The organism is Hymenobacter sp. J193 (assembly GCF_024700075.1).
In the GTDB taxonomy this organism is placed as follows: Bacteria; Bacteroidota; Bacteroidia; order Cytophagales; family Hymenobacteraceae; genus Hymenobacter.
In genome coordinates this window covers 1,694,678-1,717,859 of record NZ_JAJONE010000001.1, presented here as the reverse complement: position 1 = coordinate 1,717,859, position 23,182 = coordinate 1,694,678, and the positions used below count along the sequence as shown (strand labels likewise).

At 60.7% G+C, this 23,182-nt stretch carries 14 protein-coding genes and 1 pseudogene; 11 read left to right on the top strand and 4 right to left on the bottom strand.

Annotated elements, in window-relative coordinates:
• Positions 1–313: 313 nt before the first annotated feature.
• The 3 genes from LRS06_RS07380 to LRS06_RS07370 form a co-directional block, all read right to left on the bottom strand.
• Positions 314–2,884 (bottom strand): TonB-dependent receptor domain-containing protein, encoded by a 2,571-nt coding sequence (locus LRS06_RS07380; RefSeq protein WP_257870893.1) that lies wholly within the window; start codon positions 2,882–2,884, stop codon positions 314–316.
• A gap of 231 nt (positions 2,885–3,115) precedes the next feature.
• Positions 3,116–3,961, bottom strand: coding sequence for an ABC transporter permease (locus LRS06_RS07375; RefSeq protein ID WP_257870892.1), 846 nt, complete (start codon positions 3,959–3,961; stop codon positions 3,116–3,118).
• Positions 3,961–4,893 carry an ABC transporter ATP-binding protein gene (locus tag LRS06_RS07370; RefSeq protein WP_257870891.1) on the bottom strand — a complete coding sequence of 311 codons (933 nt, stop codon included), beginning with the start codon at positions 4,891–4,893 and terminating at the stop codon, positions 3,961–3,963. Before LRS06_RS07370 ends, LRS06_RS07375 begins: the two co-directional genes overlap by 1 nt.
• A 252-nt stretch (positions 4,894–5,145) precedes the next feature.
• Here LRS06_RS07370 and LRS06_RS07365 point away from each other — a divergent pair, with 252 nt between their 5' ends.
• The 5 genes from LRS06_RS07365 to uvrB all read left to right on the top strand — a co-directional run bounded on the left by LRS06_RS07365 (position 5,146) and on the right by uvrB (position 12,184).
• Complete coding sequence (locus LRS06_RS07365; protein ID WP_257870890.1) at positions 5,146–6,312, top strand: sensor histidine kinase; 1,167 nt, start codon at positions 5,146–5,148, stop codon at positions 6,310–6,312.
• 181 nt (positions 6,313–6,493) lie between these two features.
• Positions 6,494–7,222 (top strand): LytTR family DNA-binding domain-containing protein, encoded by a 729-nt coding sequence (locus LRS06_RS07360; protein WP_257870889.1) that lies wholly within the window; start codon positions 6,494–6,496, stop codon positions 7,220–7,222.
• 389 nt (positions 7,223–7,611) lie between these two features.
• Positions 7,612–8,193 carry an RNA polymerase sigma factor gene (locus LRS06_RS07355; RefSeq protein ID WP_257870888.1) on the top strand — a complete coding sequence of 194 codons (582 nt, stop codon included), beginning with the start codon at positions 7,612–7,614 and terminating at the stop codon, positions 8,191–8,193.
• Positions 8,174–9,958, top strand: a complete 1,785-nt coding sequence (locus LRS06_RS07350) for a PorT family protein (protein WP_257870887.1) — start codon at positions 8,174–8,176, stop codon at positions 9,956–9,958. The genes LRS06_RS07355 and LRS06_RS07350 overlap by 20 nt, the downstream gene beginning before the upstream one ends.
• A gap of 189 nt (positions 9,959–10,147) precedes the next feature.
• Complete coding sequence (gene uvrB / locus LRS06_RS07345) at positions 10,148–12,184, top strand: excinuclease ABC subunit UvrB (protein ID WP_257870886.1); 2,037 nt, start codon at positions 10,148–10,150, stop codon at positions 12,182–12,184.
• A 3-nt stretch (positions 12,185–12,187) separates the two neighbouring features.
• Here the strand turns inward: uvrB and LRS06_RS07340 are convergent, their stop codons facing one another.
• On the bottom strand, positions 12,188–12,892 hold the full coding sequence (locus LRS06_RS07340) for an HAD family hydrolase (protein WP_257870885.1): 705 nt from the start codon (positions 12,890–12,892) through the stop codon (positions 12,188–12,190).
• 484 nt (positions 12,893–13,376) lie between these two features.
• Here LRS06_RS07340 and LRS06_RS07335 point away from each other — a divergent pair, with 484 nt between their 5' ends.
• The 6 genes and pseudogenes from LRS06_RS07335 (at position 13,377) to LRS06_RS07305 (ending at position 23,143) form a co-directional block, all read left to right on the top strand.
• A complete protein-coding gene (locus LRS06_RS07335; RefSeq protein ID WP_257870884.1) occupies positions 13,377–13,472 on the top strand; it encodes a DUF4177 domain-containing protein in 96 nt (31 codons plus the stop codon).
• Positions 13,473–13,977: 505 nt separating this feature from the next.
• Positions 13,978–17,124: a TonB-dependent receptor gene (locus LRS06_RS07330; protein ID WP_257870883.1), complete on the top strand. Its 3,147-nt coding sequence runs from the start codon at positions 13,978–13,980 to the stop codon at positions 17,122–17,124.
• Between the two features lie 45 nt (positions 17,125–17,169).
• Positions 17,170–18,672: a RagB/SusD family nutrient uptake outer membrane protein gene (locus LRS06_RS07325; protein ID WP_257870882.1), complete on the top strand. Its 1,503-nt coding sequence runs from the start codon at positions 17,170–17,172 to the stop codon at positions 18,670–18,672.
• A 78-nt stretch (positions 18,673–18,750) separates the two neighbouring features.
• Positions 18,751–19,823, top strand: a pseudogene (locus tag LRS06_RS07320) (family 43 glycosylhydrolase).
• A 35-nt stretch (positions 19,824–19,858) separates the two neighbouring features.
• Positions 19,859–21,571: a family 43 glycosylhydrolase gene (locus LRS06_RS07310; protein WP_257870881.1), complete on the top strand. Its 1,713-nt coding sequence runs from the start codon at positions 19,859–19,861 to the stop codon at positions 21,569–21,571.
• Positions 21,572–21,946: 375 nt separating this feature from the next.
• A complete protein-coding gene (locus LRS06_RS07305) occupies positions 21,947–23,143 on the top strand; it encodes an aldose epimerase family protein (protein ID WP_257870880.1) in 1,197 nt (398 codons plus the stop codon).
• Positions 23,144–23,182: the final 39 nt, after the last annotated feature.

Below are 23,182 nucleotides of genomic sequence, written 5' to 3'. Positions count from 1 at the left end.
GGAAAAAACCACTGTCATTGCGAGGCGTAGCCGAAGCAATCCGTCCTGGACAACGTGGCAAGCCTCAGGATGTGACAATCCCCCGGCAGAACAACCGCCGTCATTGCTTCGACCCTGGTTTGATGCGCCACATGCTCGCAATGACGGCAGCCCAGGCGCCAGGGCTTTTTGGTAAAAAGGAGTGTCTGGTTTTGCTCAGGACGGATTGCTTCGGCTCCGCCTCGCAATGACAGCGGTTTCCCCTCCATAAAAAAACAGCCCGGCGCATTGCACCGGGCCGTTCCACCAATTTCACTCAATCATTCAAACAGGATTACTGCTGGCCCTGGCCGCCGCCTTCGCCGGCTTTCTGGTCGTCGTTGCGGATGCTGCGCTTGGGGCGCTGGGGCTTGTTTTCGAGCTTGCCGAAGCGGTAGCTGAAAGCGGCCCGCACACCGCGGTTGTAGATGAAGGTAGTGTTGCGCGAGTCCGAAAAGCCGTTGTCGAAGTCGTTTACCAGCTTCACGTAGCGCGTGAAGGGGTTGTCGGCGTTGAGCGTGAAGTCGCCTTTACCCTTGAACAGCTCCTTGCGCAGCCCGATGGAGTACATCTGCCAGGCCGAGCTTTTTCCCTGGAGCTGAATGCGGGGCGAGTTGAGCATGCCGAAGAACTGCAGACTCAAGCCCTTGTCGAACTTGTAGCCCGAGTTGATGTTGGCCGAGTACACCACGCCGGAGTTTTTGCCGCGCTGGCCCCGGTTGGTAAGTTCCTGGCTGAACAGGTACACGTAGTAGGCACTCACGTTGCCGCTGATATCCCACTTGGGCAGGGGCTTGAACGAGCCGAACAGGTTGAGGCCGTAGGTCTGGTTGCGGGCCACGTTGCCGTAGGTGGCCACCACGCGGCCGTCGTCCTCGGTGTTGTTCACGCGCTCAATGGCGTTGTTGGTTTGCCGGGTGTAGAGCGTCACGTTCAGCACGGAGCTCTTCACGAAGGTGTTCCAGTTCAGTTCCAGATTATCGGTGAACTCGGCCTTCAGCTCCTGGTTTCCCACGGAGATGTTGCGCGGGTCGGATTCGTTGCGGTAGGGGTTCAGGTAGAAAATGCTGGGCCGCTGAATCCGGCGCGAGTAGCTCAGGCGCACCGTAGAGCCCGGCTGCTTGAGGTTGCGCGTGAGGGCCACGTTGGGCAGCAGGTTGGTAAATTCAAGACCGAACGGCTTGTCCTGGGTCTGGAAGTTGCCCTGCAGTTCGGTGCGCTCCACGCGGGCCCCCAGCCGTACGGTGTAGTTTTTGCCCAGGGGGGTGGCATAGGTGGCGTAGCCGGCCTGCACGTCCTGGTTATAGTCATAGGTGTTGGTGAGGGCGCTTTCTTCCGTAAAGATGCCGTCTGCCTTAGCCCGGCTTACGCGGTAGTCACTTTCCACCGTACGCTTGATAAGCTTACCGCCAAACTCCAGGGTCTGCTTTTCCTTGATGGGCAGCACGTAGTCGGTCTGGATGGTGGTTTCCAGGTTGCGGGCCGTGTTGGGGCTGAACTCCTGAAAATCGGGTGTGCCATCGGGGTTGGCATTTTCGCGGGAGAACTGGTCCACGTCGTAGAAGCGGTAGTTGCGGTTGCGGGAGTGCTGGGCCAACACCGTCCACTCGCGGCGGCTGCCCTGCCCGAAGGTGCGCGTGTAGGTGCCCGTCAGGTCGTAGCTCTGGGTGCGGAACTTCTGCATCGTTTCGCGCTCGTAGTTGCCTAGTTGGCCGCTGCCGAGGGGCTCCCCGGTGGGCGAGGTGTATTGGTTGTCGATGTCCACATCGAAGCGGTTGCGGAACAAGCTGCCGTTGAAGGCCAGGCTGAGGGCGTGGTTGGGCGCCGGCTCGTAGTCCAGCCCGATACGACCATTGCCGCCGCCCCCGAAGCCGAAGCCGTCGTTGCGCTGGCGTAGGTAGCCAATCGTGGCCCCATCGGCAGTGCGGTCGGTGCGGTCTACTTCCTGGTCGCCGGGGGCGTAGAACGACCACCCATTTAGCGCCGACGAGAGGCTCAGCTTGCCTTTGCGGGCGTTCAGGCCCAGATTGCCGTTGGAGTTGCGCGTGCCCAGGGCCAGGCCCACGTTGCCGTTGATGCCCTGCAGGTTGTTTTCCTTGAGCACGATGTTCACGATGCCGCCGGAGCCTTCGCCATCGTATTTGGCCGAGGGCGAGGTAATTACCTCCACGTTCTTGATCTGGTCGGCGGGCAGCTGCTTGAGGGCCTGGGCCAGGTCACCGGACACCACCGCCGAGGGCTTGCCGTTGATGAGCACCCGCACGTTGGCCGAGCCGTTCAGCTGCAGGTTACCGTCGGGGTCCACGCTCAGCATAGGGGCTTTGCGCAGCACATCGGCGGCCGTGCCCCCGCGGTTGGTAGCATCCTGGGCCGCGTTGTACACCAGGCGGTCGGGCTTGCTTTCCACCACGGGCCGCTCACCCGTTACCGTCACCTCCCCCAGCTTCTGGGTGCTGGAAGTCAGGGCCACGGCTGGTACGGTGGTGGAGCCGTCGGTTACCGTTACGGCTACGGTTTGGGCCGCGTAGCCGATGAAGGTAACCTGGAGGCGGTAGGCGCCGGGGGCCAGGTTTTTCAGCTGATAGCGGCCACGGTCATCGGCCACGGTCCCATCCAGCGGCACTTCGCCGTTGGCCGGCAGCAAAGCCACCGTGGCGTACTCCACGGGCTTTTTGGTGGTGGCATCCAGCACGGTGCCTTCGAGGCGGCCGGTGCCCTGGGGCGCGGCGGGCAGTGCGGTGCTGGTGGCCGTTACGGTGCCGCCGGTGGGCCGCTGACCAGCAGGAGCGGGGGCGGGCGTGGTTTGGGCCAGGGCAGGCGCTGCGAGCAGGCTCGTCAGTACCAGGGGGAGATACGTGTGTTTCATAGCGGTAAGAAGGAAGCGTGAAAAAAGAGCGGAGCAGGGTGCTGGTTCAGCTCAGACAGACCGGTTGCGGTGGTAGCAGATGTCAGCCGACAAGCCTGTTGGCCGAGTGGTATAAGCAGCGCGTCAATGACTGCAAAACTACGGTAGGGTTGCGGCAGGCCGGTTTTATTCCAACCAACGGGCCATTTATCGGCGTGAACGGGCGCGCCAGCCGGCCGTACCCGCGCGGCCTCAAGCAGTGATGGTGCGCCGCTGTAGCAGGATGTAGCCTACTACCAGGGAGCCCGCAAACCAGGCCAGACTATACCATTCGTGCGAAGCCAGCTCGTGGGCCACCACGATGCCCTTCACTTTATCGAGGCGCAGGGCTACAGCCGTGCCCAGTGGGGCCGCGTACGGGATTTTATCGGCATGCTCCCACTGCAGCAGGGCAATGGTCGATACCACCGCGCCCATGCCAATGCCCACTGGTACCACGAAGGAGCGCCAAAACAAGCTCACGATGTACTGCACAGCCAGCAGCCCCAATGTGGCTACGTAAGTGCGGCCCAGCATCCAAACGATGGTTTCCAGCGGAATAGCGTGGCTCTGGAAACCCAGCTTAGGCCGCACCAGCATCAGCAGGGCGCCGGCACCCAGCAATAAGCCGGCAAAGAGCAGCAGCGCCACCGCGTTCAGCGCCAGTAGCACCAGCAGCTTGGAAACGAATACCGCCCCGCGGCCCACCGGCTGCGCATACAGATGCTTCCAGGCCGTGGCCTTGGTTTCGACGTGCACGAGCAGGCTGGTAAGCAGCACCACAAACAGCGGCAGCAGCAGGGTGCCTGCCGTTTGCCAGGAGCGCATCAGGAAGCTCGGCCACGGGTCGGTGCCCGGCTTGACGATGGCGTGACCCTTGAACAGGTAAATCATGAACACCAGCAACACCGGCAGCGCCCCGCTGAAAAGCGTCAGCCGTAGGGCCGCCGTGCGCCGTAGCTTGAGGGTATCAGCCTGCAGGCTGCGGCGCAGTTGGGTGAGGGGAGCCGGGGCAACTGGCAAAGCCAGGAAAGAGTCGGAGGCAGAAAGGGTAGTCATTAGATAGCAGCGTTTTCGGTGAGGTGCAGGAAAGTTTCTTCGAGGGAAGGCTGCTCCAGGCGCAGGCCGTAGAGCGGCAGCCCGGCGCCTACCACAGCGGCGGCTACTTCGGCCGTTTGGGCAGGCGTGAGCCAGGGCAGCCACAGCGTACCGGTGCCAATTACCTGGGCTGAGCCCAGCAGCCGGGGCAGCAGGTTGCGGCAGGTGTCGGCGCTGTCGGTTTCGAGCACCAGGCGCGCCCGGCCGGTTTGCAGGCGCTGCAGGTCGGGCAGGCTGCCCTGGAACGCCATTCGCCCCTGCTGAATGACGCCCACGTGGGTGGCCACTTTCTCTATTTCACTGATGAGGTGGCTTGAGACAATGATGGTTTTGCCGTGGTCGTCGCGCAGGCGGCGCAGCAGCTCCCGCATGTCGATGATGCCATTGGGGTCGAGGCCGTTGGTGGGCTCGTCGAGCAGCAGCAGGGCGGGGTCGGAGAGCAGGGCGGTGGCCAGGCCCAGGCGCTGGCGCATGCCCAGGGAATACTCGCGGGCCGGGCGGCGGGCGGCCTCTGTCAGGCCTACTATTTCCAGCACCTCGGCGGTGCGGTGGGCCGGCACGCCGCGCAGGCGGCGGGTGGCTTCCACATTCTCAAAGCCCGTGAGGTGGTCGTAGAGCGAAGGGTTTTCGATGAGGGCCCCCACCCGGCTGAGCAAAGCCACGCGGTGGCGGCGCAGCTCGTAGCCAAACAGGTAAACCGAGCCGGCCGTGGGTTGCAGCAGCCCCAGCAGCAGCCGCATGGTGGTGCTTTTGCCGGCCCCGTTGGGCCCCAGAAAGCCGTAGATGCTGCCGGCCGGCACCTGCAGCGGCAAGCTGTGCAGAATGGGCCGCTGGCCGAATTGGAAAGACAGGTCGCGGGTTTCGACCAGGAGCGGAGCAGTAGTTGAGTTCATAGCGCAGAAAAGCAGAGTAGACGACAGCAAACGTAGCGGCTGCTTCCGGTGCTTTTCCGGGTATTCAACCAAGCCGGCCGGCTTTCCCGGCAATGGCGGTTTTTGCCGCTTCAACCCGAAAAACAGACCCGAAACTCAGCTAATCAGCAGGGGACACGGATTGGGGGCGGAAAGTGCGCCGTTGGTTGAAGCCGGACGGGGCATTGGTTGAAGATGAACCCGCCAAAATCCGGCGTCTGCCTATCTTCCGGGGTGCAAACCGTTGCTTCTACTCTTGATGCGCCCTCGTCGGCCGCTTCCCCACAAAGCCGTCGGGCCCGACTGCGCGCCTTTTCCCGCCTGGAGTGGTGGCCCCGCTCCGAGGAAGCCGCCGTACCCAAATGGGTGCATTTCCTGTTCTGGGGCGCCCTGCTGCTGCTTGACGGACTGGCCGTCTACAGCAACCTCAATGCTGGGCCCAAGCACCGGATGCCCCAAGACCAGCTGGTACTGCGGGCCCTGCTCACGAATGGGCTGTCGGGCAGCATTTTCTATTTCAACTGGATGGTGCTGGTGCCAGGTACCGTGGGCCGGGGTCGGCTCTGGCCCTATCTGGGCGGCGTGCTGCTGCTGCTGGCAGCCTACGTGCCGCTGCGCTTTGGCATTTCCGGCTTGATTGGGGGCGGCGCTATGGAAGAAGCCCAGACCACCCAGCAGAAGCTCATGATGATTATCCCCTATACGCTGCTGGGGCTGAGCACTATCTTTTTCAGCTCGGGCCTACGCATCACGGGCGACTACCTCAGCGGGCTGCGCAACCACCGGGAGCTGGAGCGCCAGCAGCTGCTTACGGAGCTGGCCATGCTCAAAACCCAGATCAACCCGCACTTTCTCTTCAATACCCTCAACAATATCTACTCGCTGACCAGCCGCAAGTCCGACAAAGCCCCGGAGGCGGTGCTGCGCCTGGCCGAAATCATGCGCTACCTGCTCTACGAAAGCAGCACCGATACCGTGCCCATAAGCCGGGAGCTGGCCCACCTGCACAGCTTTCTGGATCTGCAGCGCCTGCGCCTGCCGGCTTCCGCGCCCGAGGCCATCCGCTTCGATGTGGAAGGCGCGGGACCCGACTGTGCCCACCCCATTGCGCCGCTGCTGCTGCTGCCACTGGTCGAAAACGCCTTCAAGCACGGCGACCTGGCCGCCCGTCCCGTAGCGGTTCACATCAGTCTTCATCTGGCCCCCGATGGCCTGCTACGATTTTCGGTGCTCAACCACGTGGCGCCTGCCGATGCTGAGCGGGACCTGCCCCGGCAGCCGGGCGGCGTGGGGCTGGTAAATCTGCGCCGCCGCCTGGAACTGCTTTACCCCAGCCGCTACGCCCTGGATGTGCAAACTCCGCCCGGCCAGCACATCGTGACCATGGTGCTGCTGCCATAGGCCTGGCGGCAGACGTAGCCCGCGCAGCGGGTGCGTCTGCCCGCCGATGGCATAGAGGCCAGTCTCCCGACTGGCGGCCGCAAAACGGCCATCCAGCACCGCATCGTAGGGGCCGTAGCTGGTTTTTGCGTTATTGCCCACCATATTGCCCTTATCACCTGTCACCTCATCTCCCTCTGCTATGACCTGCGCTATTCTGGACGACGAACCCCTGGCCCTGGAGCTGCTGGCCGATTATTGCGCCCAGATACCCGGCCTGGAGCTGAAGGGGCAGTTTCATGATGCGCTGGCGGGCTTGGCGTTTCTGCAGGACAACCCCGTGGACGTAGTTTTTCTGGATATTCACATGCCCCGCCTCACGGGCTTGCAGCTGGCGCAGCTGCTGCCCCAGCCCGGCCCGCGCGTGGTATTCACCACGGCCTACGACCAGTACGCCGTGCGCAGCTACGAGCTGAACGCGGCCGATTACCTGCTCAAGCCCATTGCCTTCGAGCGGTTCGTGCAGGCCGTGCAAAAGGTACGCCAGCAGCTGGCCGCTCCGGCCGCAACCCCTTCGCCCCCTGCGGCCGCCGAGGCTCAGGCTGCCGCGCCCGATGCCATGTTCGTGAAAAACGACCACCGCCTCCAGCGCGTGGCCTTCGACGATATTCTTTACATCGAAGGCATGAAGGAGTACCTGATGATTTATACCACCACCGGTAAGGTGCTGACGCTGCAGTCGTTTCGGCGGGTGGAGGAGGTGCTGCCGCCTGAGCGGTTTGCGCGCATCCACAAGTCGTTTCTGGTGGCCCTGAACCGCATCGAGCACATTGAGCGGGGTAAAGTCCAGATTGCCGGCCGCCTGCTGCCCATCGGCGACACGTACCGCGACGCCGTAACGGCCGTGCTCCGCGCCAGTAATATGCTTTAAGCCAGAATCGTTGCCGACAGCTTCGGTAACCAGTCAGGATTAGCGTTCATGGATATTGCTTGTCGGTAAAAGACTGCTTTGTAGATGGATAGGTGGTTATTTGGCTGGTGGCAAAACCTGCATGCAACCTCCTTGCGGGCCGCTGCCTCTCCCTTATACGCCGGTAGCCAGCCGGCTGAATAGGGTTCTTCGAAGCCAACTGCATTTATGCATCATCTATCCACCTTTGCGGGGCTGCCAACCGGCTGCTCCGCCGTAACTTTGGGAGCCGGTCTGGTTGATCGGAGTGCCGTATGAGTGCTCTGTCGGCCAGTTTTGGGGCGTCGGGCCTGCGTGGTCTGCTCGCCGATTCCAGTTATTCCCGTGAAACGGTTACCCGTACCGCTCCCGTGCGACCTATTGCTGCCCCTGCTATCCTAGACGAATCGGCCCTGCTCGATGCTTGCCTGGCAGGGAGCCGGCTGGCGCAGAAACAATTATACGAGCGGTTCTCAGGCAAGATGATGGCCGTGTGCATGCGCTACGCGCAAACCACTTTCGAGGCCGAAGACGTATTGCAGGAAGGCTTCGTGACGGTGTTTCGCAATCTGCCGGGTTTTCGGCGTGAGTGTCCGCTGGAATTCTGGATTCGCCGTATTATGGTGAATGCCGCCCTGCGCCAGCACCGCCGCAACGCTCCGCTGGTGGCAGTGAGCGAGGGCGAATACCCCGAAACGCTGGCCGACGAGGAATTCACGCTGGCTAACTATGGTTATGAGGAACTACTTACGATGATTCAGGATTTGGCCCCGCGCTACCGCATGGTGTTCAACCTGTTCGCCATCGAAGGCTACAGCCACAAGGAAATAGGTGAGCTGATGCAGATATCGGAAGGTACCAGCAAATCCCAATACGCCCGGGCCCGGGTTATTCTCAAAAACAAACTGGAACGCCTCGACGCTCATCGTCACAATGGAACCTTCAGCCGATAAGCCACAGAACCCTCAGACCGGCAACCTGGAGCAGTTGTTTCGACAGAAGTTCGAGGAAGCCGAAGTAGCGCCCCGGGCCGACCTGTGGGCGCAGATTGACCACGACCTGCTGGTTCAGCAAAACGAAACCTACCGCCAGCGCCTGCAGCTGCACCGCTGGGCAGCGGCCGCCTGCCTGCTGTTCGCCATGGCTATGGGCGCCTGGTTTACGCTGCACTACTCCGGTGGCCACGAAGCCGGGCTGGCGGCCAACACCTCTGCTGCCTCTCGCTCAGCCTCGGCTGCCCAGCCTGCCCTGAACGGAGAAGTCCCGGCGTCCCTTTCAACGCCTGCCCGTTCCAACGCTGCCCGCACCACGGCAAGTGTAGCCACCACTACGACCGGCCGCTCGCAGATGAGCCCGGCTGCCGCTGGTGCTGCCGCCGAAGCTCCGGCTTCCCGCTACACGATGCCTGCCGGGCGCCGGGCAGTTGGGTCCTCCGTAGCCCGCAATGCGTCTGCACCAACAAGCCAGGAGCGCGCTTACCGGTGGACGGGTTTTGCTGCTGATCCATCTGCTACGGTAGCCGCCGTGGCCGCATCAACAGCTACCATAAATCCTGCTGCTACTACCGAAGCGGGCTTGCCAGCCTCGGGTTTTGCTGCTCAAACTTCGGCTTCCGACGCCAACTCAGTAGCGGTGCTCCGGCCGGCAGCCACAGCACCACAAGCGGGTACTGACGTTTCAATTGCTGCGGGGCCTGCTTTAGCCGTTCCGGTTGATGCAGCCGCTTCCGCTTCTCTGCTGGCAACCAGTAGCTCTGCTTCTTCCGCTGATCTGGCCGCGCTGGCACCCCGCGAAACCGCGTTGGCAACGGATATCAGCAGCCTGCCCTCTTCTCTGCAGCCGGCGTACCCCAGCTCGGCTTTGGCCTGGGCCGATGAGCTGAGCCGGGAAGATGAGAAAAAACAGCCTACCGCTACGGGCTGGACGTTTGGGGGCGGGCACACGCTGTCGTCCTACAACCCAAACATGAATTTCTCGCGCGGAGCATTGCCAGCGTCAAATGTGCGCATTGCCTCCACAGCCCTGGTAAACGCCCGCATGTACGAGGACGGAGCCGAAGAATACCGGGAAAACCTGCAGGCGGGCCTGGGGCAGCGGATTATGCTGCTGGCCCGGCGTCGGCTTTCCAGCCGCTGGAGCGTGGCAACCGGCGTAGAAGCGGCCGAGTACCGGGCCAGTTCCCGCACTTCCTACGCGGCGCTGGAAGCATCCGCGCCTACCACTTTCACGGGCGGTTTCTCATCTACTGACCGCGTGCGTACCCAGATGGCTACCGACCTGACGGTGCTGAATGAGCCGCAGAAAACCCGCTACCGCTACCGGAGTGCCGGTGTGCCGGTGCTGGTGCAGTACGGCAACGGAGCCAAAAACGGCTGGTCGCTGTATGCCCGCGTAGGAGCTGCCGTGAACGTGCTTTTGGGTACCCGCTTCTCGGGTGAAGACGAGAACCTGGTAGCACAGAAGTCTTACTCCCTCGGTGCCAGCGACTCTCCCTACCGCAAAGTGCTGACGTCCGTGCGCGGTGGTGCCGGCATGCAGTACCGCCCCGTGGGGGCTTCGTGGGCCCTGGCCTTTGGTCCGGCGGCCGAGACCGGCCTCAACACGCTGAATGCCAATCCTACGCAAACCTACTGGCAACAGTCGCGCCCCTATTCTGTGGGCCTGGAAGCCAGCGTGGAGTTTGGCGCCAAAGCCGCCCCGGCTCTGTCTGCGCGCTAAGCTGGATGCAGTCTGCAAAACTCCTGGCTTCAACTGCTTTTGAATCTTCGCCCCGGCTGCGTCTGCAGTCGGGGTTTTTTCTTTCCCGAGGAAACCTCTATTTAGCTAATGTAGTTATCAAAGGCTGACCTTTACCCCGCGCAGGCACCGCCGCAAAGGCAGTTTCGCTAAGTTCCCTTTCTCCACCGCATGGATTACCAACTGACCTCAGAATTCAAGCCCACCGGCGACCAGCCCCGCGCCATTGCCCAACTGGTAGAAGGCGTGAACAACGGCGAGCCGGCGCAGGTACTGCTGGGTGCTACGGGCACCGGCAAAACCTTCACCATGGCTAACGTCATTGCCCAAACAGGTAAGCCAGCCCTGGTGCTCTGCCACAACAAAACCCTGGCGGCCCAGCTCTACGGCGAATTCAAGCAGTTCTTTCCCAACAATGCCGTCGAGTACTATATCAGCTACTACGACTACTACCAGCCCGAGGCCTACATTGCCAGTACCGACGTTTTCATCGAAAAAGACCTGGCCATCAACCAGGAAATCGAGAAGTTGCGGCTGCATACCACATCCACGCTGCTGAGCGGGCGCCGCGACGTGATTGTGGTGGCCTCGGTGTCGTGCATCTACGGCATTGGCAACCCCGAGGAGTTCGGCAAAAACGTGATTTACCTGGCGCCGGGCCTGCGCTACTCGCGCAACAACCTGCTCTATTCCTTTGTGCAGATCCTGTACTCGCGCACTGAAATGGAGTTTACGCGCGGCACGTTCCGGGTGAAGGGCGACACCGTGGATGTCTTCCCGGCCTATGCCGACCACGCCTACCGCATTTTCTTCTACGGCGACGAAATAGAGGCCATTCATAAGATTGACCCCACCAGCGGCAAAAAGCTAGCCGACGAAAAGTCGATGACCCTGTACCCGGCGCAGCTGTTCGTGACGGGCAAGGACAGCCTGAATCAGGCCATCAAGGAAATTCAGTTCGACATGGTGCAGCAGCACGCCTACTTTGAAAAGGAGGGCCGCGACCAGGAGGCCAAGCGCATCATGGAGCGCACGGAGTTCGACCTGGAAATGATTCGGGAGCTGGGCTACTGCTCGGGCATCGAGAACTACTCGCGCTACTTCGACGGCCGCCAGCCCGGCAGCCGCCCGTTCTGCCTGCTCGACTACTTCCCCGACGACTACCTACTGGTGGTGGACGAAAGCCACGCCACCATGCCCCAGATCCGGGCCATGTGGGGTGGCGACCGGAGCCGCAAAACGGCCCTGGTAGAGTACGGCTTTCGCCTGCCCAGCGCCATGGACAACCGCCCGCTCACCTTCAACGAATTTGAGGGCATGGTGCGCCAGGCCGTGTACGTCTCAGCTACGCCCGCCGATTATGAGCTCACCCAGGCCAACGGGGTGGTGGTGGAGCAGATTATTCGCCCTACCGGCCTGCTCGACCCCATAATAGACCTGCGCCCCAGCGGCAACCAGATCGACGACCTGCTGGACGAAGTGGACAACCGCGTGAAGATGGGCGACCGGGTGCTGGTGACCACGCTCACCAAGCGCATGGCCGAGGAGTTGCAGAAGTACATGGAGCGCCTGGGCATCAAGTCCAGCTACGTGCACTCCGACGTGAAAACCCTGGACCGCGTAGAAATTCTGCGCCAGCTGCGCCTGGGCGAAATCGATGTGCTCATTGGCGTGAACCTGCTGCGCGAAGGCCTCGACCTGCCCGAAGTAAGCCTCGTGGCCATTCTGGACGCCGATAAGGAAGGCTTCCTGCGCGACCAGCGCAGCCTGATTCAGACCATGGGCCGCGCCGCCCGCAACGACCGGGGCAAGGTGATTATGTACGCCGACCGGATGACGGGCTCCATGCAGCGTGCCATCGACGAAACCAACCGCCGCCGCGCCACCCAGCTGGCCTACAACGAGGAGCACGGCATCACGCCGCGCACTGTGCGCAAGAGCCACGCCGAAATCATGGGGCAAACCTCTTTGTCGGACTACCGGGTGGTAGAGGCGCAGGGCTATGCCGGCCCCGATGCGGACGTGGCGCTGGCCATTGCGGCCGAGCCGGTGGTATCCGTCATGACGCGCCCCGACCTGGAGAAGCTCATCAAGCAAACCGAAAAGAAGATGGAAGCCGCCGCTAAGGACCTCGACTTCCTCACCGCCGCCAAGCTCCGCGACGAGCTGGCCGGACTGAAGCAGGTGCTCAAAACCAAGCGGGAGTAGGAGCTACCGCAACGTATCCAGCCAGGCCGGCACTTCCGCCAGCGACGCTACTTCCTGAAACGACACACCGGCCAGCTCGGCTTCCGACACCCGCTCCATCACCCAGGTGGTGTGGTAGGGCACGTACACAGCCCGGCCGCCCAGCCGTGCCACCGGCAGCACGTCCGACTTCAGCGAGTTGCCGATCATCACGAACTCTTTGGGCTGCACCTGGTAGCGCCGCATAATGCGCTGGTAGGTAGCTTCGTTTTTCTCACTCACAATTTCTACGTGGTCGAACAGGTCGCCAAGGCCGGAGCGGGCCAGCTTGCTTTCCTGGTCGAATAGGTCGCCCTTGGTGAGCAGCAGCAGCGGCAGCCCGCGCCGTTTCACTTCGGCCAGCACTTCGGGTACGTGGGGCAGCAGCTCAATCGGGAAATCGAGCAGCCGCTTGCCGTAGTCGAGGATCTGCTGAATCTCGGTGCCTGTCACGGCTCCATTGGTCAGCTGAATAACCGTCTCAATCATCGACAGCATAAACGACTTGGCGCCGTAGCCGAACAACTGCATGTTCCGGCGCTGCACCTCGTAGAAGCGGCTGCCCAGCAGGTCGGCGTCGCCGTAGTGCGTGAGCAGGGCGTAGAGGCGGGCTTCGGCGTAGTCGAAGTGCGGCTGGTTGGGCCACAAAGTATCATCGGCGTCGAAGGCAACGAGCTTGGGTGCAGCCATAAAAAGCAGAAAGCAGAGTGAAGCCGGCAAAGTTACGGAGGCTACCCTACGAAGCAGCGACCTGACGTATCGGCGGCGCACGGGGCTGCCCCTGCCGGGTCAGCCTTGGGATAGGGGGAGGTTACGGAAGCAGTAACGGCCTTTTACTTGTATAGCTTCCGGGTTAAAGTGGGGTGCTCTTCACCGTCGCCCTTTTCTGTCTTCTTTCTATGAAGCTCGTGTTATCCTCTATGCTGGCGCTTGGGCTGAGCCGGGTATGATTTAGCAAAAATCTGCTAAACAGCATGTTATTTATCCGCACACGGTGCTTGCCCCGCAGGACTAGTATCTGCCGATGACGACTATCGAGTCGATGGTGGCAGGTGGCATGGGCCGCTCGCGCATTCTGTTTACGCCTGAGTTCAAAGAAAGCAGGAAGCCAACCTGGACTGTTTAGTATCATGGGGCTAACCTGGGCAACGTCCACGCCAACGAGTAGACGATTATGCGGTATCTGAACGAGCTGGCCGCCGACGGCTGGGAGCTGATGCAGGCCACGCCGCTTACCCATACCTTGGTCGGCGGTGGTATTACGGACTAGGGCCTTCGTAAACGTGCTACCTGTTCCGCAAAGCCAAATAACAGGGAGCGGGTGCCTTAGAAGCTGTTTGGGATTTTGTATAAACGTCGTTTCTGTCATGCTTCGACAAGCTCACCGTGACAATTTCTAAACCAGCTCTTGGGCTTTTCTAGCTAATCATTGGTTTTGGCCGGCTTGCCGCCGCTTTATACGTGGCGGTGCTTGCGCTGATATTACATTAACGATTATGTAGAACAGCACAGCACAGAAGCGCAGGAGTGGGGTTCCTTGGAAAAGAAAATATTTTTTGTTGATTATCTGTTACAAATTTGTTAATCTTGCCCTGTTCACTGCTGCTCCGTCAATTAGCATTGCGAGCAGGCCACCTGATACTTTCTGACTGGAAGCCCGGAATCAGGTACAGACTCGTTGCGCCTTTTTTTTGCCCATCTACACAAACGATTGTGATTGTTACAAAAACACAATCGTTTGTGTTACCCATGAAAATCCCCACACTCTTTTCCTTATGAAGAAGCCCATACCCATTGTGCGCCGGCTCACCTTACCGGCAATCCTGCTTTGTGCTCCCCTGGCGCTGCTGAGCGCAACGGTACACGCGGCCCCGGCCTATGATACCAGCACTATGGGTCTACGCCTGGCCGATGTGACGGTAAGCGGCCGCGTGACGGATGAGAAAGGACAGCCTTTGCCTGGCGTAACAGTATTAGTTAAAGGAACTACCAACGGGACTTCCACTAACTCCGATGGCACATTTGTGGTAGCAGCTCCAGCCGGCAGCACGCTGTCGTTCAGCTATATCGGTTATGTGCGCAAGGAAGTGGCCATTGCTGATGCCAGCGCCCCGATAACCGTAACCTTGTCGGAGGACGTGAATGCCCTGAGTGAGGTGGTGGTGGTAGGCTACCTGACGCAGGACCGCCAGAATGTGACCAGCGCCGTGAGCAGCGTGGACGCCCGGGAAACCGTGAAAGTACCGGTGCCCACGCTCACCCAAGCCATTCAGGGACGGGTAGCGGGCGTGCTGGTGGAAAGTTCCGGCAACCCCGGTGCCGTGCCTAATGTAGTCATTCGTGGTGTTGGGACTGTAGGGACGGGTACTAACCCGCTGTACGTCATCGACGGATTGTGGACCGACAACATCCGCGACCTAAGCCCTACGGATATCGAGTCGGCGACGGTGCTGAAGGATGCCTCTTCCACGGCCGTGTACGGTTCGCGGGGGGCCAACGGCGTCATCCTGATTACCACCAAGCGCGGCCGATCCGGAGAACCGAAAATCAGCTTCAATGCCTACAAAGGGGTAGAGGACATCTACCGCAAATTCGACCTGACCAACCACAGCGAGTGGGCCGACCGCGCCGCCGTAGCTTACCGCAACGCCGGCCTCGACCCAACGCTGCGCATGCCCGGCGCGGTGAAAGGTACCGCGGCCTACAGCGAGGCTATTGACACCGACTGGCAGAAAGAGTTTTTCCAGACGGGCAAGGTAGAAGACTACAACCTGACGTTTTCGGGGGGCAACTCTACCGGTAAAAGTGCCACCAACTTCCTTATTTCGGGTGGTTACTTCCGCCAGGATGGCATCGTGAAAGGTCCGTCGTTTGAGCGCTACAGCGTGCGCCTGAACTCGGGCATGACGCGGGGCCGTTTCAAGTTGGGCCAGAGCGCCCTGCTCACGCATATCAATACCACCCTGCTCAACGAGGTGCCGTTTGTGGATGTGCTGGCGGAGCTGCCCGGCATTCCGGTGTATAACCCCGCCAACTTCGGAGGCTATGGGTACGGCAGCGCCAACTTGTTCAACTACTCCGTGAACCCCATCGGGGCGCAGGAAATCCTGCGGCGCACCCAGAAAAACAACCGGCTGCAGGGCAGCATCAACGGCGAGTTTTCCATTTTCGACTTCCTCTCATACCGCCTGAACCTGGGCCTGGAAGTACACGACTACAACGACAAAAACGCCCGCCGCGAAGGCTACATCCGTCTGGGCGAGTCGAACCCCAACACCACCTACCTGTTCGAGCGGCGGGGCACCTCCATGTTCACCATGGTCGAAAACACGCTGAACTTCAACAAGCAGTTTGGCGACAACAATGTGAATGCGGTGGTTGGTTACTCCGAGCAGGTAAACCAAATGAATGACGCGACGGCCAATGCTACAGGGTTTTCCCCTAATCCTCAATACTTCTTTGTGCTGAGCCAAGGGTTAAACTCAGCTACACCACCAACGGTTGGGGGAAACATTGACGCCTTCACCAAACGCTCCTACTTTAGCCAGCTTAACTACGACTACAAAAACCGCTATCTGATTACGGGCAGCTTCCGCCGCGATGGTTCCTCGCGTTTCGATGCTAATCGTCAGTATGCCAACTTCGGTGCTGGCTCCGTGGGTTGGCGTATCAGTGAGGAAGACTTCTTCAAAGGAGTTCTGCCGGTAGTAAACAGCCTGAAGCTGCGGGCCAGCTACGGCGTGAATGGCATTGACCAACTGCCAGGTTCCTATTTATACCAAGCCCGAATTAATCGGAATATCTTCTATCCACTAGGAACGGGACAGGTATTAGTATCAGGTGGCATTCAGCCAGATATGGAAAGTAAAAATATTCGTTGGGAGTCACGGTATACAACCGATTTTGGCCTTGACTTGGCAATGCTAGATAGCCGACTGACACTTTCAACTGACTATTACATATCTACTACAAAAAATGCACTGGTAAGCCCTCCATTGCCAGGCTATTTAGGCACAGCTGGTGAATTTCAGCCTTATGCTAACGTAGGCCAGATTCGTAATAAAGGCTTGGAAGTAGCTTTGGGCTTCCACGAAACTCGGAAAGCCTTCACCTACAGCGCAGATCTTACCCTGACGACGCTAAGCAATGAAGTGCTGCGCCTCTCGGATATCCAGCCCGTTATTCCTGGTGACTTTGGCGCTACCCGCACCGAGGTAGGTCAGCCCCTGAGCCGCCTGTACGTGCTGCAGATGATGGGTATTTTCCAGAGCGCGGAAGAAATCCAGAACTATAAGAGCGCCGATGGCAAAGTAATTCAGCCCCTGGCTCAGCCCGGCGACGTGAAGTTTGAAGACGTGAATGGCGACGGCGCCATTACTTACTCCGGGGACCGGAAGTACGTAGGCAGTCCGTTCCCCACTCTGCAGGGTGGCCTGAACCTGACGGCCGGTTTCAAAGGCTTTGACCTGAGTGTTTTCTGGCAGGGTGTAACCGGCAACGACTTGTTGAACGTTACCCGCTCGGCCGTGGATGGCCTCAACGGCGACACCAACTTCCGCCGCGACCTGGCGCCCTGGACCCCGGAAAACCCCTCCACTACCACACCACGCCTGGTGTATGGCGGCGGTGCCGAGCAAGTGAAGAACTACGAAATAGCCAGCACCCGCTGGGTAGAAGACGGCTCCTACCTGCGCCTGAAAAACGTGCAGCTGGGCTACACCTTGCCCGCCAGCCTGCTGAGCAAAGTAGATGGCCTGGGCAGCGTGCGTCTGTACGTGACCGGCCGCAACCTGTTGACCTTCACCAAATACACCGGTTTCGACCCGGAAACGCCCGGCACGAGCTTCTTTGGCCGGGGCATCGATAATGGCACCTACCCCAACGTGCGCACCATCACGGGCGGCCTGCAGGTGAACTTCTAAGGCGCCACGAAACGCCATATCTCCTTTTCCTTCGAAGCAATTCCCATGAATATTTCCAAGCTTTCATTTGCGGCCCTGACAGCCTTGCTGCTGACTACCGGCTGCGACGATAAACTGCTGAACCAAGTGGACCCGAATAGGCCCAGCACAGATCAGTTCTGGAAAACCGAATCTGATGCCAACCAGGCCGTTATTGCGGTGTACTCCACCCAGCAGATATTCTCCACGTACAGCCTGTACTGGCATTTCGCCACCACCGGCCGCACCGACGAATCGTTTACGAACACGCCGGACGGGGGGCTGAACCAGTACCTCGTGTTCCGGCAGGTAAGCACTACTGATGGCCGTTCGGCCTTCCTGTGGAACGACACCTACCGGATGATTTACCGGGCCAACCAGGTGCTGACGCAGGTGCCCGGCATTTCGATGGATGAGACGCTGAAAAAGCGCCTGCTGGCCGAGGCACTGTACCTGCGTTCCTTGTGCTACTACGAGCTGGGCCTGCTGTTTGGCAACATCCCGCTCGTTCTCACCCAGGCCGACGCCAGCACCCGCGCCTCACAGGCAACCCAGGATCAGGTATACGCCCAGATCATCAGTGACCTGACCAAGGCCAAGGCCGACCTGCCCCTGACCTACGACGCGGCCAACAAGGGCCGGGCTACCCGCGGCGCCGCGGCCTCCCTCATGGGCAAGGTGTTCATGCAGCAGCGCAAGTGGGCCGAGGCCTCCACGCAGTTTGCGGAGGTTATCAGCTCGGGCCAGTACTCCCTGGTACCCAACTATGCCGACAACTTTACCGAAAACAACGAGAACAACAGCGAGTCGATTTACGAGGTGCAGTTCTCGGGCGTGAACAAGAACTTCGGGCAGGACTTTGTAGGCGGGGCCGAAGGCAACGAGCGGGCCCAGTTCTTCGGCCCTCCCGGCATCGGCTTCACCGACGTGGAAGTACGCCGCTGGCTGTTTGAAGAGTACACCGACAAAACCACTACCGGCGCCGTGGACCCCCGCCGCGACGCCACGCTGTTCAGCTCCGTGGGCACGCCTACGCTTTACGGTCAGGCCTTTGGCTTTGGCGGGCTCAACATCAACCCCAGCCGCCTGCTGTGGCGCAAGTACCAGAATGACCGCACCCGCAACTTCGAGGACTTCTTCTCCGGTATCAATATCCGCCTGATCCGCTACGCCGATGTGCTGCTGATGCAGGCTGAGGCGCTGAACGAGCTGGGTCGGGGAGAGGAGGCTATTCCGCTCATCAACCAGGTACGCCGCCGCGTGCAGCTCACGGAGCTGGCCGGCGGCATGAGCAAGGCAGACCTGCAAACCCAGATCCGGCACGAGCGGATTACGGAGCTGGCGGGTGAAGGCGTGCGCTGGAGCGACCTGGTCCGCTACGGCCTGTTCGACACCGAAGAAGGGCTGAACGAGCTGCGCAGCCGCGACGCCGACTTCAACAACTTCATCACGCCCAGAAACAAGCTGCTGCCCATTCCGCAGACGGATATTGATATCGACAAAAACCTGAAGCAGAACCCCGGTTTCTAAGCCACTCCTTTGAACAGCCGTTCCGGGCACCTGCCGGGGGCGGCCGTTTAACTTATCGCCAGCAGCCGTATTTTTCTCATGCGTAGCTTTATTCGCTTCCTGTTCTCTCCGCTGCTCTGGCTGCTGGTGCTGGCAGCACCGGCCTGCCAGGACAGCAAGCCCGCGCCGTTTGTGCCGCCGGTGGTGCCGCCTACTACCACGGCTACCACCTTCCAGAACCCGCTGCTGCCCTCCGGGCCCGACCCGTGGGTGGTGCAAAAAGACGGTTTCTACTACTACATGCACACGCTCAACGAGCGGCTGGCCATCTGGAAAACGGCCAAGATGTCGGACCTCAATACCGCCCCCAGTACGGTGATGTGGACGCCCGCCCCCAACGGCAACGCCTCGGCCAACCTGTGGGCGCCGGAGCTGCACTTCCTGGATGGCAAGTGGTACATCTACTACACCGCCGGGCAGGCTGGCACGTTTGGCATGCAGCGCACCTGGGTGCTGGAAAATGCCGCCGCCGACCCCACCACCGGCACCTGGATAGACCGGGGCCGGCTGTTCAACACCTCCGCCGATTTCTGGGCCATTGATGGCACCGTGCTGGAGCAAAACAACAAGCGGTACTTCCTCTGGTCGGGCCATAACGGCATCGACGCCGTGCAGCGCATCTACATTTCCGAGATGAGCAGCCCCACCACGCTCACCGGCCCGCGGGTGGAACTCTCGCACCCCGAATTCTCTTGGGAAAACGTGGGGCCGCCCTTCGTGAATGAAGGCCCCGAAATTCTGAAGCACGGCGACAAAACGTTTCTGGTGTACTCGGCCAGCTTCTGCGGCACCGACCAGTACACGCTGGGCATGCTCACGGCCAGCAACACCGCCGACCCTATGCTGCCGGCCTCCTGGATTAAATCAACCCAGCCGGTGTTTGCGCAGAGCCCCGCCAACCGGGCCTACGCCACCGGCCACAACTCTTTTTCCAGTCCAAGGATGGGCAGGAAGACTGGATTATCTACCACGCCAACTCCAACCCCAATGAGGGCTGCGTGGAAAAGCGCAATCCGCGCATGCAGAAGTTCACCTGGAACGCCGACGGTACGCCTAATTTTGGGGTGCCGGTGGCCATCAACCAACCTATACTGAAACCCAGCGGCGAATAGAAAAGCGCCCGTTTTCAGCGAATTCAACTTTCCTTATGCTTACACGCTTATTCCCCAAGGCCGCCGTGCCACAATTGCGCCCCCTCCGGTGGCTGCTGGTGCTACTGGTGTTGCTGGGCGCGGCCCGGCCCGCGGCCTACGCCCTGCAGGGCGCTACCGGCGTCCACGACCCGTCCAACATCGTGAAGGAGGGCAACAAGTACTGGGTATTTGGTACCGGCGACGGTATTGCCACCATGTACTCCACCGATTTGGTGAACTGGCAGGTAGGCGCCCGTACCGTGTTCAGCAAAGTAGCTTTTCCGGCCTGGATTAAAACCAAGGTGCCCGGCTTCGAAGGCACGTTCTGGGCCCCGGACTGCATCTACATGAATGGCAAGTACTACCTGTACTATTCCTGCTCCACGTTTGGCTCCAGCGTGTCGGCCATTGGCCTGGCTACCAACGTGACGCTGGACCCGGCCAGCCCCAACTACAAATGGGAGGACCAGGGCGAGGTAATATCCACCAACGCGGGCAGCAACGTGAATGCTATTGACCCCTCGTTGTTCAAAGACAGTGACGGCCGGGTATGGTTCAGCTACGGCTCCTATTGGAGTGGCCTGCGCGTGCTGGAGCTGGACGCCGCAACCGGCAAACCACTCAACGGCCCGGCAACCACGCAGTTTCCCGTGGTCAACAACGACCCCGAGGCGGCTGCGCTGACCAAACATGGCAACTACTATTACATGTTTTTCAACCGAGGCGCCTGCTGCCGGGGCATCAACAGCTCGTATTACATCATGGTGGGCCGTTCTACGTCGCCCACCGGGCCTTTCCTCGACCAGAATGGCGTGGACCTAAACAAAGGTGGCGGCACCCTGGTGCTGAACGTGGATGGCCGTTACGTGGGCCCGGGCCACGCGGGCTTGTTTGAGGAAAACGGCGCCACGTATTTTTCCCACCATTACTACGATGGCGAAGACAATGGCGCCCCCAAGCTGGGCCTGGCCAAGCTCACCTGGAGCCCCACCGACTGGCCCGTGGTCACGCGCGACTGGCTGCCGGCCGGCCGCTACACCATCACCAGCCAAAGCAGCAACCTGGTGTGGGACGCCTGGGGCTGCACCGGCGTGAGTGGGCAGGCCGTAGCCCAGGGTACGCCCGCGGGCCTCACCTGCCAGCAGTGGGACTTCACCGCCCTCGGCACCGGCGACTACAAGATTACCAACGCTATGGGTGGCCTGGCCGTGACGGTGGCCGGCTGCTCGCCCAACAACGGGGCGCTGCTTCAGTTGGGCACGTATTCTTTCAGCACCTGCAAGCAGTTCCACATGGACCGCGCCAGCGACGGATCCTACGTGTTTGCCTCCCTGAATGGCAACCGCGTCGTGAGCGTGCCCGCCGCTTCTACCACTGCCGGTACGCAACTCAGCCTGGCCGACTACGCCGGCACCGCCGCACAGCGCTGGGCCGTGGCCGCGCCCGGCGTAGGCACCGCTGCCAAAGCCAGCCGGAAGCTGGCGGGCGTGAGCATTTTCCCGGTCCCCGCCTCCCGTACCGGCTTTATCCTGGAGCTGCCCGAGCTACGTGCCGCTTCGGCGGTGACGGTGGAAGTGTTCAACCTGCAAGGTCAGGCCGTGGTGCGGCAAACGCTGGAGCGTCCGCAGGTGCGGCAAAACGTAGCGGCAACGCTGGCGCCGGGCCTGTACCTAGTGCGGGTGCGGCAGGGTGTGCGGCAGTTCTCGCAGTCGATTACGGTACTGTAAACGCCAACCTCAGGCAGTTGCTCAGGAGAACAGGATGGAATAAGCGGAATAGCCGCTTCGGGCTGCAACCCGGAGCGGCTATTTTTATTCTTTTGCGGCCACGAAAGCCAGGAGGGCACTTGCACAGTTTGAGCGCAGGTAAACCGGAAAAGACGGTAGGCAGAAGAAAAAAAGCAGATAAAAAAACACAAACGATTGTGTAAATCAATTATAGTTTCTACTTTGGATGCCAGATTCCAGCTAAGCCCGCTACGAGCCGGCCAGCCACCGGAATAGGGTAGAAGTAGGGGTAGGCCCCACCACTACCGCGCTTTGCCCGCCCGTTGATTCACCCACGCTTCCGCCCGCTTCAAACCCCACCTTCTTCGCTTCCACATGCTACGTTCTCCTTCCTGCGGGCTGATTCTGGGCGGCCTGGCCACCTTGCTGACTGCGGCCTCCTGCGAACAGCAGAAGCCGACCGGAACTGCCGAAACAACAGCCACTTCTGCTGACACCACCCAAACTGCTTCTGCCGCTGTGCCTGCTTCCGCTTCTTTCGGCAAAACCACCGATGGTACCGAGGTGAAGCTTTACACGCTCACCAACGCCCACGGCCTGAAAGCCACCATCACCAACTACGGTGGCACACTCACCAGCCTGCTGGTACCGGACAAAGACGGCAAGCTCGGCGACGTGGTGCTGGGTTTCGATGACGTGAGCGGCTACCAGAGCCCGGCTTTCCGCAAGTCGAATCCCTACTTCGGGGCGCTGATCGGGCGCTACGGTAATCGTATCAAAGCCGGCAAATTCACCCTCGATGGCAAGGAGTACACCCTGGCCAAAAACAACGGGGCCAACACCCTGCACGGCGGCAACAAGGGCTTCGACCAGGTGATCTGGCAGGCTGAGCCCGGTTCTTCAGCCGAGGGTCCGACGCTGAAACTCACCTACCTGAGCAAGGACGGTGAGGAAGGCTACCCCGGCAACCTGCGGGTGACGGTAACCTACACGCTCACCCAGGACGACGCGCTGAAAATCGACTACTCGGCTACCACCGATAAAGCCACCCCCGTCAACCTCACCAACCACGCCTACTTCAACCTCAACCACGGTGCCGGCAAGGACATTCTGGGCCACGAGGTGACCCTGCCCGCCGACCGCTACACCGTGGTAGACGCCGGCCTGATTCCAACCGGGGAACTGCGCCCCGTACGCGGCACGCCCTTCGACTTTACCGCGCCCCACGCCATTGGGGAGCGGATTGCGCAGGTGCCCGGCGGCTACGACCACAACTGGGTGCTCAACCAAAACACCGGCATGCACGCCGCAGCCACGGTTTATGAGCCCACTACTGGCCGCACCATGACGGTGACGACCACCGAACCCGGCATCCAGTTCTACACCGGCAACTTCCTCGATAGCACCCTCACCGGCAAGGGCGGCACCGTGTACGGCAAGCACGCGGGCTTCTGCCTGGAAACCCAGCACTTCCCCGACTCGCCCAACCAGCCCAAGTTCCCGAGCACCATCCTGAAGCCCGGCGACACGCTGAAATCCACGACGATATACCAATTCGGCGTTCGGAAATAGGGGAGAAGGTGAGGTTAACAGCCCATCTGCGCCAGAACC